Genomic DNA, 13,076 nt, shown 5'->3' with positions numbered 1-13,076 from the left:
CACGAGTCGCCCAGTATGCCCAGTCTCACTGCCACCTTCCGCCCGGCCATCGGCCTGTCCAACCCCCACTTGCAGACCCTGTGGGGCCCGCTGTGGCGAAAGCTGCCCGCGCTCGAGCGCAACCGCGAGCGCCTGTGGCTGGCCGATGGCGACTTCCTCGACCTCGACTGGCATGGCCCGCACCTAGCCGATGCGCCGCTGGTGCTGGTGCTGCATGGCCTGACCGGCTCCTCCCACTCCCCCTATGTCAAAGGCTTGCAGCAGGCGCTGCAGGCGCGTGGCTGGGCCAGCGTGGCGGTGAACTGGCGCGGCTGCTCGGGCGAGCCCAACCTGCTGGCCCGCAGCTACCATTCCGGCGCCAGCGAAGACCTGGCCGAGGTGGTCGCCCACCTGCGCGCCGAACGGCCATTGGCACCGCTGTATGCCGTGGGTTACTCGCTGGGCGGTAATGTACTGCTCAAATACTTGGGCGAGAGCGGTTGTGCCAGCCAGCTGGAAGCGGCGGTGGCGGTTTCGGTGCCCTTTCGCCTCGACCAGTGCGCCGACCGTATCGGGCAAGGTTTTTCCAAGGTCTATCAGGCCCATTTCATGCGCGAGATGATGGCGTATGTGCAGTCGAAGCAGCAGCACTTCCGTGCGCAGGGGCATCATGAGGGCCTGGCTGCACTCGACCGCCTGGGGCCGTTGCGCAACTTGCGTACCTTTTGGGACTTCGACGGCAAGGTCACCGCGCCGCTCAACGGTTTCAGCGATGCCCACGACTACTATCGCCGGTCATCGAGTCGTTATTACCTGGGGGAGAACCGCACGCCAACGCTGATCATCCACGCCGTTGATGACCCCTTCGTCTCCGGCCACAGCCTACCCACGGTCAGCGAGCTGGCACCTCAGACGCATTTCGAACTGCATGCCCGCGGTGGGCACGTGGGGTTTGTCGAGGGCAGCCTGCGCAATCCGGCTTACTACCTGGAGCGGCGGATTCCGCAGTGGCTGGTCGAGGGCAGGTAGCGCTCGACTGGCCTCATCGCCGGCAAGCCGGCTCCCACAGATGTTTCTGGAATCGCTGGAACCCCTGTGGGAGCCGGCTTGCCGGCGATGAGGCCAGACCTGTTTACTCGCCCGTCGCTACACCGTGCTTCGGATCATTGATCCACTCGCTCCACGACCCGGCATACAACCGACCCAGTGGATAACCCGCCAACGCCAGGGCGAACAGGTTATGGCAGGCGGTTACCCCCGACCCGCAATACGCGACCAACTGCTCGGGCTCGCGTCCGGCGAGTTTTTCAGCAAAGCGCTGCTTGAGTTGCTCCGGCGCCAGGAAACGCCCCTCCGCGTCCAGGTTGTCGGTAAAGGCTGCACATTGGGCGCCCGGAATATGCCCGGCTACCGGGTCGATCGGCTCCACTTCACCGCGAAACCGCGGCAAGGCACGCGCATCGATCAAGGTCAGCTCGGGGGTGCCCAGACGCTTGAGCAGATGCTCGGCATCGATCAGCAGCTTGGGGTCCGGCTTGCCGTTGAACGAACCCTCTCGCTTGACCGGTGCATCGAGGCTCAACGGTAGATGCGCCGCGTGCCAGGCCTTGAGGCCACCCTCGAGAATGGACACGTCACTGCGCTTGCCCAGCCACACCAACAGCCACCAGGCACGTGCGGCAAAGGCACCGGGGCCATCGTCGTAGAGCACCACCTCGCTGTCGTCGTCCAGCCCCCACTCGCGCAACCGCTCGACCAGACGCTGCGGATCGGGCAGCGGGTGGCGACCGGTTCGTCCCTTGCTCACCGGACCGCTCAAATCCCTTTCCAGGTCGGCAAAGTGCGCCCCGGCGATATGCCCCTCGGCATAACTACGCTGGCCGTAATCCGCATCCTCCAGGGCAAAACGACAATCCAGGATCACCAGGTTGGGCGAGTCCAGACGCTCGGCCAGCTGCTGCGGGGTGATCAATTGCGCAAGGGGCATGACAATCTCCTGATCGATGGCACGAAGACCCTGGCTACTGTTCCAGGGCCTGGTTAAAGGGAACGTGGAATTCCTGGCACAACGCGTCCACGGCACTGCGCGCGCTATTGGTAACGAAGCCGAGCTCCAGCACCAGCACCTGATAGACGCCGCGCTTAAAGGCTTCTTCACCCAGGTGGGCGGAATGCTCGCGCGTGGTACTGAGAAAACGGACCCAGGACGTCAGCACGATCCAGGCGTTGATGGTCAGCGATTCGATCTGCGCAGGCTCCATGGCCAGGATGCCGGCATCGACGAAGCCGCGGTAGATCGCCTGGCCCTGGCGCAGGCACCGCTCGGAAAACCGCCGGTAACGGGCGGCGAGCTCGGCATCGCTGTCCAGCAGGTGCTCCAGATCGCGGTGCAGGAAGCGGTAGTTCCACATCGCCGCCAGCAGCGCCTTGAGGTAGAAGCGCTTGTCTTCCACCGTGGCCACGCGCCCTTGCGGCGGGCGCAGGAAGCTATCCACCAGTTCTTCGTACTGGCTGAACAGCAGCGCGATGATCGCCTGCTTGTTGGGGAAGTGGTAGTACAGGTTGCCGGGCGACATTTCCATGTGTGCGGCAATGTGGTTGGTACTGACGCTGCGCTCGCCCTGCTGGTTGAACAGCTCCAGGCTGTTCTGCACGATGCGTTCGCGGGTCTTCATGCGCGGGGCCATGCTCAGCTCCCAGTCTGAAGGCTTTCGATAATGGCTCATCTTACGGTGTAACACGCCCCGGATGCACCGCTCGGTACCGGGAAAAAAATCGCACCATGGTACGAATTAGAGTATAGGCTCTAGACATTCTCAACCCACAGAGGATGCCACCGTGACCTCGCCCATCGCCTTGCCTCCTGTGCATTCCGACACCGACCTGGAAGCGACGTTCGCCGCCCAGCGCAAGGCGTTCGCCGGCAACCCGATGCCACCGGCGGCGCAACGGCGACAGTGGCTGAAAAGCTTGCGCGAAGCGTTGCTGGCGAATCAGCAGCAGCTGATCGAAGCAATCGACACGGACTTCTCCGGGCGCAGCGCAGATGAAACCTTGCTGGCCGAGCTGCTGCCGTCTGTACAAGGCATCCGCCATGCCGAGCGCCACCTGCGGCGATGGATGCGCCCAGCCAGAAGAGCCGTCGGCCTGGCCTTCCAGCCCGCCAGTGCGCGTGTGCTGTATCAGCCGCTGGGGGTGATAGGCATCATCGTGCCGTGGAACTACCCATTGTTCCTCGCCATCGGTCCGCTGACCTGCGCCCTGGCCGCGGGCAATCGAGTCATGCTCAAGCTCAGCGAGGCCACGCCGGCCAGTGCCCAGGCGCTGAAGGCCTTGCTTGAGCAGGTGTTCCCTGAAGACCTGGTCAGCGTGGTGCTGGGCGAAGTGGCGGTGGGCCAGGCATTCGCCAGGCTGCCCTTCGATCACCTGCTGTTCACCGGCGCCACCAGCGTCGGTCGCCAGGTCATGCTGGCCGCCGCGCAAAACCTGACCCCGGTGACGCTCGAGCTGGGCGGCAAGTCGCCGGCCATCGTTTCGGCCAGCGTACCGCTGGACGCCGCCGCCGAGCGCATCGCCTTCGGCAAGACCCTCAACGCCGGCCAGACCTGCGTGGCCCCCGACTACGTACTGGTGCCACGCGAGCGCCTCGAAGCCTTCAGCGATGCCTACAACCATGCGGTTCACCGTTTCTACCCACGTATTGCCGACAATCCCGACTACAGCGCCATCATCAACCCACGGCAGCTGCAGCGCCTGCAGCAGCTGCTGGACGACGCCCGCGCCAAGGGCGCCCGGGTAGTCGACCTGTACCCCGATGAGCCGCGCCAGGGCCGGCGCTTGCCGCCGCACCTGCTGCTGCAGGTGAGCGACGACATGCATGTCATGCAGGACGAGATCTTCGGCCCACTGCTGCCGCTGGTCCCCTACGACAGCCTCGACGATGCGCTGGCCTACATCAACCAGCGCCCGCGTCCCTTGGCGCTGTACTACTTTGGCTACGCCCGTGCCGAGCAGGAACATGTGCTGCAGCACAGCCATTCGGGCGGCGTATGCCTCAACGACACCCTGCTGCATGTGGCCCAGGACGACTTGCCCTTCGGCGGCATCGGCCCTTCCGGCATGGGTCACTACCACGGCCACGAGGGTTTCCTGACCTTCAGCAAGGCCAAGGCAGTGCTTGCCAAGCAGCGCCTGAATGCGGCGCGCCTGATCTACCCACCGTATGGCAAGGCCTTGCAGCGCCTGGTCTACAAACTGTTCATCCGCTGAGACCTGCACCATGCATCGTCGCGACTTGCTGCGATTCAGCCTGGGCGCAAGCGCCTTCCTGGCCACCGCCAGCCTGGTCGGTTGCAGCTCCCAGGCGCCTGCCAGTGGTTATCAGGTACTGCGCGCCGACGACCTGCCACTGCTGCGCGCCATGATCCCGGTGGTGCTCGCCGGGACGGCGGCCAACGACGTGCTGGTGCTGCACAGCCTCGACCACAAGCTGGCAGCGCTGTCCCCGGAAATGCTCAAGCTCACCCGACAGCTGTTCGACGTGCTCAGCCTGCCCCTGACCCGAGGGCCGTTGACGGGCGTATGGGGCGCCTGGGAGCAGGCCGGTGCGGATCAGGTGACGGCGTTTCTGCAGCGCTGGCAGGACAGTTCGCTGAACCTGCTGCGCATGGGCCACGCCTCGCTGCTGCAACTGCTGCAGATGGCCTGGTACGAGCGCCCGGAAGCCTGGACGGCCTGTGGCTACCCCGGCCCGCCGAAAATCTGACCCACGACAAGAGCCCTGCCAATGCCTGTCATCGACCCGTTTCGCCAAGGCCTCGACCGCGGCTGGATTGCCCGCGACGGCTCACGCCTGGAGCACGACCTCACCTTGCAGGCCGACATTGCCGTGATCGGTAGCGGCGCAGGGGGCGCCACCAGCGCGCAGATCCTCAGCGCTGCAGGCTACAAGGTGCTGCTGATCGAGGAAGGCCCCCTGAAAACCAGCAGCGATTTCCACCTGCTGGAGAGCGAAGCCTATGCCAGCCTGTATCAGGAAGGCCTGGGCAGAATGAGCAAGGATGGCGCCATCACGATCCTGCAGGGCCGGGCGGTGGGCGGAACGACGCTGGTCAACTGGACTTCGAGCTTTCGCACGCCAGCGCAGACCTTGGCCCACTGGGCCACGGCGCACGGTGTGAAAGGCCTGGGCGAAGCTGAAATGAGCCCCTGGTTCGAGCGCATCGAACAAGAGCTGGGCATCACGCCCTGGGCCATGCCGCCCAACGCCAACAACGATGTGCTGCGCCGCGGTTGCGAGCAGCTCGGCTACCGCTGGGCGGTGATCCCGCGCAATGTGCGGGGTTGCTGGAACCTCGGCTATTGCGGCATGGGCTGCCCGGTCAACGCCAAGCAGTCGATGCTGGTCACACGCATTCCCGCCCTGCTCGAAAACGGTGGCGAGCTGCTGTACCTCGCGCGTGCCGAGCGCTTCGAGCACGACGGCGAACGCATCGCCCAGTTGCACTGCCAAGCCCTGGATGCCCAAGGAATACAGCCAACGGGGCGAAGCATCAGGGTTCGCGCTCGGCACTACATCCTCGCCGGCGGCGGCATCAACAGCCCCGCCATGCTGCTGCGCTCCAAGGCACCCGATCCCCACGACCTCCTGGGCAAGCGCACCTTCCTGCACCTGGTGAATTTCAGCGCGGCGCGCTTCGACGAACGCATCGACCCCTTCCATGGCGCCCCGCAGTCCATCTACAGCGACCACTTCCAGTGGCAGGACGGCGTCGACGGCGCAGTGGGCTACAAGTTGGAAGTACCGCCCCTGCACCCGGCCCTGGCCAGCACCTTGCTCGGCGGCCATGGCACCGACAATGCCCAGCGCATGGCTGAACTGCCGCACACCCACGTCATGCTTGCGCTGCTGCGGGACGGTTTCCACCCGCAAAGCACGGGTGGCACGGTGGCGTTGCGTGGCGATGGTTCCCCGGTGCTCGACTACCCGGTCAGCGACTACCTGCGCGATGGCCTGCGCCGGGCCTACCGCAGCATGGCGCAGATCCAGTTTGCCGCGGGCGCCACCCACGTTACCCCGCTGCACAGCGATGCCCGCGCCACGACCGACCTGGCGCAGACGCTAAGCATGATCGACGGTTTGCACCTGGAGCTGTTCCGTACCCGCCTGGGCAGCGCCCATGTCATGGGCGGCTGCGCCATGGGCGAAGACCCGCGCCAGGCGGTGTGCGACAGCCTGGGCCGCCATCATCAGCTGGAAAACCTGTCGATTCATGACGGTTCGCTGTTCCCCACCAGCATCGGCGCCAACCCTCAATTGTCGGTGTACGCCCTGAGCGCAAAGCTCAGCGAAGCCCTGGTCGCCCGCCTGGCACACAGTGCATGACAACGAATACGGCCCCTGTCTATAGTGCCATCAGCCGGCCGGATGACTTGGCCGGGCGCAATCGCTGCGCTACCATCCGACTCCCCAACGCACTCCAGCCAGGATGACGCGATGAACCGAGTGTTGTACCCGGGTACTTTCGACCCCATTACCAAAGGCCATGGCGACCTGGTCGAACGCGCCTCGCGGCTTTTCGACCACGTGATCATCGCGGTGGCGGCCAGCCCGAAGAAAAACCCCCTGTTCCCCCTGGAGCAGCGGGTAGCGCTGGCCCGTGAGGTCACCCAGCACCTGCCCAATGTCGAAGTCATCGGCTTCTCTTCGCTGCTGGCGCACTTCGCCAAGGAACAGGGTGCCAACGTCTTCCTGCGGGGCCTGCGCGCGGTTTCGGACTTCGAGTACGAATTCCAGCTGGCGAACATGAACCGGCAACTGGCGCCCGACGTCGAGAGCCTGTTCCTCACCCCTTCGGAGCGGTATTCGTTCATTTCCTCGACGTTAGTGCGGGAAATCGCCGCGCTGGGCGGTGATATCAGCAAGTTCGTCCACCCGATCGTGGCCGAGGCATTGACCGAACGGTTCAAGAAGTAAGCCCAAGCGCCTGATTATCGCGCCCGCGTGCACTGCGGGCGCGAATGCGGCACAATTGTGCCCATTGCGTTGAACATGCCCGGGCGCAGAGCCCCGGCCGGAGTCCCCATGTCCCTGATCATCACCGACGATTGCATCAACTGCGACGTCTGCGAACCCGAGTGCCCGAACGAGGCCATCTCCCAAGGCGAAGAGATCTACGTGATCGACCCGAACCTGTGCACCCAGTGCGTGGGTCACTACGATGAGCCGCAGTGCCAGCAGGTCTGCCCGGTCGACTGCATCCCGCTGGATGAAGCGCACCCGGAAACCGAAGATGAGCTGATGGCCAAGTATCGCCGCATCACCGGCAAAGCCTGAGCATGTAGGAGCGGCCTTGTGTCGCGAAAGGGCTGCGAAGCAGCCCCAGGGATCTGCGCATCATGCATGGATCGCCGGGGCCGCTTCGCAGCCCTTTCGCGACACAAGGCCGCTCCTACAAGGCGCCGTGCAACGCTCAGCGCTGGCAGCGCGGGCAGTACACGCTCGCCCGCTGCCCCAGCTTCACCTCGCGCAACGTCGTGCCGCACAGCTTGCACGGCATCCCGCCGCGCCCATAGACGAACAGCTCCTGCTGGAAGTATCCCGGCTGCCCATCACCGCCAATGAAATCGCGCAGGGTGGTCCCGCCCTGTTCAATGGCCGCCGCCAGCACGCGCTTGATCTCGATGGCCAGCTTCAGGTAGCGCGCCCTCGAAATCCCGCCCGCTTCCCGCCGTGGGTCGATACCCGCGGCGAACAGCGCTTCGGTCGCGTAAATGTTGCCCACCCCCACCACAACCGCGTTGTCCATGATGAACGGCTTGACCGCCATCGACCGCCCGCGTGACAGCTGGAACAGGCGCTCGCCGTCGAACAGGTCGGTCAGCGGCTCTGGCCCCAGGCGCAGCAGCAGCTCATGGTTCAGCGGGTCGAGGCTCCAGAGCATGGCACCGAAACGCCGCGGGTCGGTGTAGCGCAGCATCAACCCCGACTCCAGCTCGATGTCGACATGCTCGTGCTTGCCTGCCGGCAGCCCGACCTCGACCAGCCGCAAGTTGCCCGACATGCCCAGGTGGCTGATCAGCGTGCCCACCTCGGCATTGATCAGCAGGTACTTGGCACGCCGTTCGACGCTGACGATACGCTGCCCGGACAGCCGCACGTCCAGGTCCTCGGGAATCGGCCAGCGCAGGCGCCGGTCACGCACCACCACGCGGCTGACACGCTGGCCTTGCAGATGTGGCGCAATACCGCGCCGGGTTGTCTCGACTTCGGGTAGTTCTGGCATGGATCAGTGCCCGCCCAGCTCGCGAATGGTCTGTTTGAGGTTCTCGAAGTCGTACTCCGACAAGCCGATGTAGTCCAGTACCAGCGGGCCGACCGCATGCCACTCGTGGTCGACGGCCTGGTTGCCCAGTACCCGGTACGAGGCGCAGATGTGCTCGGCCATCTTCAGCACCGCCAGCAGGTTCTTCAGCTGGTTCTGGGTATTGCGCGACGACTCCTCGCGGAACACGGCCAGCGCGTTGTGGTGGTTGGCGATGGCCGCGCTGATGTGCTCCGGCAGGCGCCACGACTTGGCCGTGAAGTAGCCGACTACCGAGTGGTTGGTGTTGAAGGTGCGGTTTTCGGTATCGACCACCCGGGTTTCTGCGCTGGCGCTGGCATAGGCCTCTTCCAGCACCTGCATGTAGTTGGGGAAGCGCTTGAGCATCAGCGGCACGCCGCAATCATGGAACAGCCCAAGGGTGTAGGCCTCGTCTGCCGCCTGGATGCCCGTGCGCTTGGCCAGGGTCAGGCAGGTCATGGCCACGTCCTGGGCGGTGTCCCAGAAACGGTTTAGGGTGACGATGGTCTCGTCGCTCATCTCGCCCTTGATCGACTGGGCGTTGATCAGGTTGATGATGGAGCGGCTACCCAGCAAATTGACCGCACGCTGGATCGACCCAATCTTGTTGGCCAGGCCGAAGTGCGCCGAGTTGACCAGCTTGAGCAGGGCACCCGACAGGCCGGGGTCCTGGGAAATCAGCTTGGCGATGGTATCCAGGTCCGGGTCGGGCATGTACTGCTCGAACTGCAGGTCGACCATGATCTGCGGTTGCGGCGGAATGGTGATGCCTTGCAAGGCTTGCTGGATCTGTTCGGCGCTGAGTTCTTGGGACATGCGTGCACACTCGTTGAGGACGGAGGATTCTAGCACTGGATCGCGTCTAGGCTGGCCCTGTAGGAGCCGGCTTGCCGGCGATGAGGCCAGCACTTTGTCGTGCCCTGCACCGATCCCAGGGCCAACCAGTTATACTCCCGCTCTTTTTTCCCGGAGCGACGTCATGTCCCTGCCCAGCCTTCGCCTCAAAGCCAATGCCGACCGCCGCCTGCGCGCCGGCCACCTGTGGGTCTACAGCAACGAAGTCGACGTCAGCGCGACCCCGCTGCAAGGCCTGCAGGCCGGCCAGCAGGCGATCCTCGAGGCAGCCAATGGCAAGCCGTTGGGCATCGTGGCGCTGAGCCCGAACAACCTGATCTGCGCCCGCCTGCTGTCGCGTGACATCAAGCTGCCGCTGGACAAGTCGCTGCTGGTGCACCGCCTCAACGTCGCCCTGTCCCTGCGCCAGCGCCTGTTCGACCAGCCGTGCTACCGCCTGGTCTACGGCGACTCCGACCTGCTGCCAGGCCTGGTGGTCGACCGCTTCTTCGATATCCTCGTGGTACAGCTGGCCTCGGCCACCATGGAACAGCACAAGGATGACGTGATCGCCGCCCTGGTTCAGGTGATCAAGCCAAGCGGCATCCTGTTCAAGAACGATTCTGCGGCCCGTGATGCCGAAGGCCTGCAGCGCTACGTCGAAACCGTTTACGGCGAAGTACCCGACTGGGTGGCGCTGGAAGAGAACGGCGTGAAGTTCGAAGCGCCGGTCCGCGAAGGTCAGAAAACCGGCTGGTTCTACGACCACCGCATGAACCGCGCGCGCCTGGCACCCTATGTCAAAGGCAAGCGTGTGCTCGACCTGTTCAGCTACATCGGTGGCTGGGGTGTGCAGGCAGGCGCATTCGGCGCCAGCGAAGTGTTCTGTGTCGATGCCTCGGGCTTTGCCCTGGATGGCGTCGAGCGTAACGCCGCACTCAATGGCATCAGCGAAAAAGTAACCTGCATCGAAGGTGACGTGTTCGAGGCCCTGCGCGAGCTGAAAGCTGCCGAAGAGCGTTTCGACGTGATCATTGCCGACCCACCCGCCTTCATCAAGCGCAAGAAAGACCTGAAAAACGGCGAAGCGGCCTACCGCCGCCTCAACGAGCAGGCCATGCGCATGTTGAACAAGGACGGCATCCTGGTCAGCGCCTCGTGCTCGATGCACCTGCCTGAAGACGACCTGAACAACATCCTGCTGACCAGCGCTCGTCACCTGGACCGCAACCTGCAACTGCTCGAGCGCGGCGGCCAGGGCCCAGACCACCCGGTGCACCCGGCAATCGCCGAAACCCGCTACATCAAGAGCATTACCTGCCGCCTGCTGCCTAACAGCTGATTGGCAAACGCATAGAAATGGGGCCGCATTGCGGCCCCATTTTCATTTCTCAGATATCCAGCACGTACGAAGCGATCCCGAAGTACACCAGCACCCCCGCCGCATCGGCGATGGAGGTGACCAGCGGCCCACTGGCAGTCGCTGGGTCAAGCTTGAGCTTGGTGAACATGAAGGGCAGGCTCATGCCGATCAGGCTGCCCAGCAACACGATCACCAGCATGCTGCTGGCAACGATCAGGGCAATCTCCGGCCCGCCTCGCAATGCCCCGAGCGATGCCACTGCCAGTGCCATGGTGCCACCGAGCGCCAACGCGACCCCGCACTCTCTCCCCAGCATGCGCAACCAGTCACGCATGACCACTTCGCCCGTCGCCAGGCCGCGCACCATCAAGGTTGCCGACTGCGCCCCGGCATTGCCACCGCTGTCCACCAGCAACGGCAGGAAGAACACCAGCACGATATGCGCGGCAATGGTCTCTTCGAACGCCGCAATGCCCGCCCCCGAGAACAGGTTGCCGAACACCAGCAGCACCAGCCACAGCACGCGCTTGCGGTACAGCAGGCTGACCGTGGCATCACGCAGGTTGCCGACATGATTGGTGATCGAGGCGCCCTTGTGGAAATCCTCGGTGGCTTCATCCACCACCACGTCGAGCGCTTCGTCGCAGGTGACGATGCCCACCAGGCGTCCGACTTCGTCCAATACAGGCACGGCCAGCAGGTCATGCTCACGGATCTTGCGCGCGACCTCTTCCTGGCGAGTACTGGAACAGACGCAGATGACATTGCGCACCATGATGCGCTCGATGGGCTCATCCGGCGCCGCCAGGATCAGCTCGCGCAACGACAGCGTCCCCAGCAGGTTGCGCTGCCCGTCGAGCACGTAGGACTGGTAGATGGTTTCGGCATCCGCCGCTTCCCGGCGCAGCATGTCGATGGCCTGGCTGGCGGTAAGGCCGGCGTCGAGGCTTGAGTACTCACTGGTCATCAAGCTGCCAGCCGTGCCTTCGCCGTAGCCTTCCGGGTGCAGAAAATCATCGCGCCGGGCCTGGGCAGCCTGGCGCGGGGTAAGCGGAGTATCACGGAATTCGGAAGTGTGTTGCATGAGGTTCTCCAGGCGCCGACGCAGGCGCCCACAGACCTCAGTCACATGGACTCAAGCCCTCGGCAGCCCTGGCGGCGGCGCGCTCAGTGCCAGATTGCGGGTTCATGTCGAACCGAAAACTGGGAAGGTCCATTAAGGGTGTTTCTCGTCAAGCCGCACATGCGGCGCGGGGATAATAGGCAAGGTTGCAAGTGGCGACAGCTGGGAAAGCGGCAGGCAAAGGCTTTTCAGACCCCTCCTACAAATCATTTCCCTAAATCATGCAAAACGTGATGGTTGTTGGCGATGATGTTGGTAATCAGCGACTCTCCCGGGAAGTCCGCAATGATAATGCCGACGGTTCTTTTGCTCGTTCCCCATGCATTGAGACCCTTCAGGTCATCCCGTGTCAGAACGTTGGTTCCTTCGAAGGAAATGGTGCATAGCCCGAGCACGCAGGTCGTTCGCGGGAAGCTCGTGTACCAGGCCACGTCACCTACGGAAACCAGCCCGGTAGAGAGCCTGGGGGCATCCGTGGCAGGCGACACATGCCCACTGGCGACGAAGTAGGGAAAAGCGCCCCCACTACCAGACAGATAATTGACGTAGAACCTGTTCGGATCCCCCGCTGCCGCCCGGTACAGCTGGTGCATGACCTTGATGTACTTCTCGTGCAGATCCCAGTTGTTGGCCAGGGCATAGGCATCCTGAATATCGAAATTGTCGTATCTGAGCCCATAGGGATTGAGGTTGGAAACGTTGGAAAGCACCACGAACTTCCCTCGCGCCTCGCCAAGCGTGACGTTGCTACGCGGCGCCTTGAGGTGGACGCTGGAAAACTGCTTCATGTAGCGGTCGAATACGTCCACCAGACTGGCGGTTACATTGCTGTCCGCCTGGTGTTCCTCCCTGACCCGGAACAGCACTGTTTCACTGGGGTTGGCCTGAAGAAAACGTTCGATCGAGCGCAAGGCTGAGCCAAACATCTTGTCGAGGTAGACCGGGCCATGATGCAGGGCCAGGGCATCGCCGGTTCGCCTCAAGCGCAGATCGAACACCCTGATGCCATAGTTGAGCTGTTCATCGAAGTTGAGTGACTGCGTGACGACGATGTCGTCGACGATTGGGAACAAGTGTTTGTCGAACGTTGCCGAGTCGTGGGTGCCCGGCATCGCCAGTTCACTCAGTTGCACGTCGTCACGGATCGACGCCATCCAGTCTTTCTTGTGGGTAAAGGGATCATTGGCATCGTGGGAGTAGGCATCATCCAAGTGAGGATGGGCCTGGACGGTGAGGCACAACAGCAGACCGCCAAGGCCGAGAAGTGTGCAGAAGGCTCGCATGATGAGATTCTCCGAAGGGCGATTGACCTTCGCTACCCTAAGGGCCGGGCTCTGCACAGGGCGCTAAATAGATAGCGAAACCGGACGACCGCACCTCGGGTTCCACGCGCTTATTCATTCCCTCGCGGCGCCAGCGGTGTAGAATCGGC

At 63.7% G+C, this 13,076-nt stretch carries 13 protein-coding genes; 7 read left to right on the top strand and 6 right to left on the bottom strand.

Going from position 1 to position 13,076, the window contains the following annotated elements; translation table 11 throughout:
- The first annotated feature begins 15 nt into the window (after positions 1-15).
- On the top strand, positions 16-1,008 hold the full coding sequence (locus ACIPZG_RS18335; protein WP_008092942.1) for a hydrolase: 993 nt from the start codon (positions 16-18) through the stop codon (positions 1,006-1,008).
- Between the two features lie 103 nt (positions 1,009-1,111).
- Here the strand turns inward: ACIPZG_RS18335 and ACIPZG_RS18330 are convergent, their stop codons facing one another.
- A complete protein-coding gene (locus ACIPZG_RS18330; RefSeq protein ID WP_400715918.1) occupies positions 1,112-1,966 on the bottom strand; it encodes a sulfurtransferase in 855 nt (284 codons plus the stop codon).
- Positions 1,967-2,000: 34 nt separating this feature from the next.
- Positions 2,001-2,666, bottom strand: coding sequence for a TetR/AcrR family transcriptional regulator (locus ACIPZG_RS18325; RefSeq protein WP_008095798.1), 666 nt, complete (start codon positions 2,664-2,666; stop codon positions 2,001-2,003).
- Positions 2,667-2,817: 151 nt separating this feature from the next.
- On the opposite strand from ACIPZG_RS18325, the gene ACIPZG_RS18320 reads away from it, so the two are divergent.
- From ACIPZG_RS18320 to ACIPZG_RS18300, 5 genes are all read left to right on the top strand, one after another.
- Positions 2,818-4,248, top strand: a complete 1,431-nt coding sequence (locus tag ACIPZG_RS18320) for a coniferyl aldehyde dehydrogenase (protein WP_400715916.1) — start codon at positions 2,818-2,820, stop codon at positions 4,246-4,248.
- Positions 4,249-4,258: 10 nt separating this feature from the next.
- Positions 4,259-4,744: a twin-arginine translocation pathway signal protein gene (locus tag ACIPZG_RS18315; protein ID WP_400715914.1), complete on the top strand. Its 486-nt coding sequence runs from the start codon at positions 4,259-4,261 to the stop codon at positions 4,742-4,744.
- Between the two features lie 21 nt (positions 4,745-4,765).
- Entirely contained in the window at positions 4,766-6,364 is a 1,599-nt protein-coding gene (locus ACIPZG_RS18310; RefSeq protein WP_400715912.1) for a GMC family oxidoreductase N-terminal domain-containing protein, read from the top strand.
- 111 nt (positions 6,365-6,475) lie between these two features.
- Positions 6,476-6,955 (top strand): pantetheine-phosphate adenylyltransferase, encoded by a 480-nt coding sequence (gene coaD / locus ACIPZG_RS18305; RefSeq protein ID WP_008095803.1) that lies wholly within the window; start codon positions 6,476-6,478, stop codon positions 6,953-6,955.
- Between the two features lie 108 nt (positions 6,956-7,063).
- Positions 7,064-7,315, top strand: coding sequence for a YfhL family 4Fe-4S dicluster ferredoxin (locus ACIPZG_RS18300; protein ID WP_008095804.1), 252 nt, complete (start codon positions 7,064-7,066; stop codon positions 7,313-7,315).
- A 136-nt stretch (positions 7,316-7,451) separates the two neighbouring features.
- Here the strand turns inward: ACIPZG_RS18300 and mutM are convergent, their stop codons facing one another.
- Positions 7,452-8,264: a bifunctional DNA-formamidopyrimidine glycosylase/DNA-(apurinic or apyrimidinic site) lyase gene (gene mutM, locus ACIPZG_RS18295; protein ID WP_008095806.1), complete on the bottom strand. Its 813-nt coding sequence runs from the start codon at positions 8,262-8,264 to the stop codon at positions 7,452-7,454.
- Positions 8,265-8,267: 3 nt separating this feature from the next.
- Entirely contained in the window at positions 8,268-9,086 is an 819-nt protein-coding gene (locus tag ACIPZG_RS18290; RefSeq protein ID WP_177324915.1) for an HDOD domain-containing protein, read from the bottom strand.
- A 217-nt stretch (positions 9,087-9,303) separates the two neighbouring features.
- On the opposite strand from ACIPZG_RS18290, the gene ACIPZG_RS18285 reads away from it, so the two are divergent.
- Entirely contained in the window at positions 9,304-10,500 is a 1,197-nt protein-coding gene (locus tag ACIPZG_RS18285) for a class I SAM-dependent rRNA methyltransferase (protein WP_400715910.1), read from the top strand.
- Between the two features lie 49 nt (positions 10,501-10,549).
- Here ACIPZG_RS18285 and mgtE read toward each other — a convergent pair whose 3' ends face one another.
- Both mgtE and ACIPZG_RS18275 read right to left on the bottom strand, forming a co-directional pair.
- Positions 10,550-11,605 (bottom strand): magnesium transporter, encoded by a 1,056-nt coding sequence (gene mgtE / locus ACIPZG_RS18280; RefSeq protein WP_400715908.1) that lies wholly within the window; start codon positions 11,603-11,605, stop codon positions 10,550-10,552.
- Between the two features lie 245 nt (positions 11,606-11,850).
- Positions 11,851-12,927, bottom strand: coding sequence for a phosphatidylinositol-specific phospholipase C (locus ACIPZG_RS18275; protein ID WP_400715906.1), 1,077 nt, complete (start codon positions 12,925-12,927; stop codon positions 11,851-11,853).
- Between the last annotated feature and the right edge of the window lie 149 nt (positions 12,928-13,076).

The sequence above is a fragment of the Pseudomonas sp. NPDC089395 genome (assembly GCF_044749525.1).
GTDB lineage: Bacteria > Pseudomonadota > Gammaproteobacteria > Pseudomonadales > Pseudomonadaceae > Aquipseudomonas.
The sequence above is the reverse complement of the archived record's forward strand: the minus strand, read 5'-3'. Positions and strand labels throughout refer to the sequence as shown.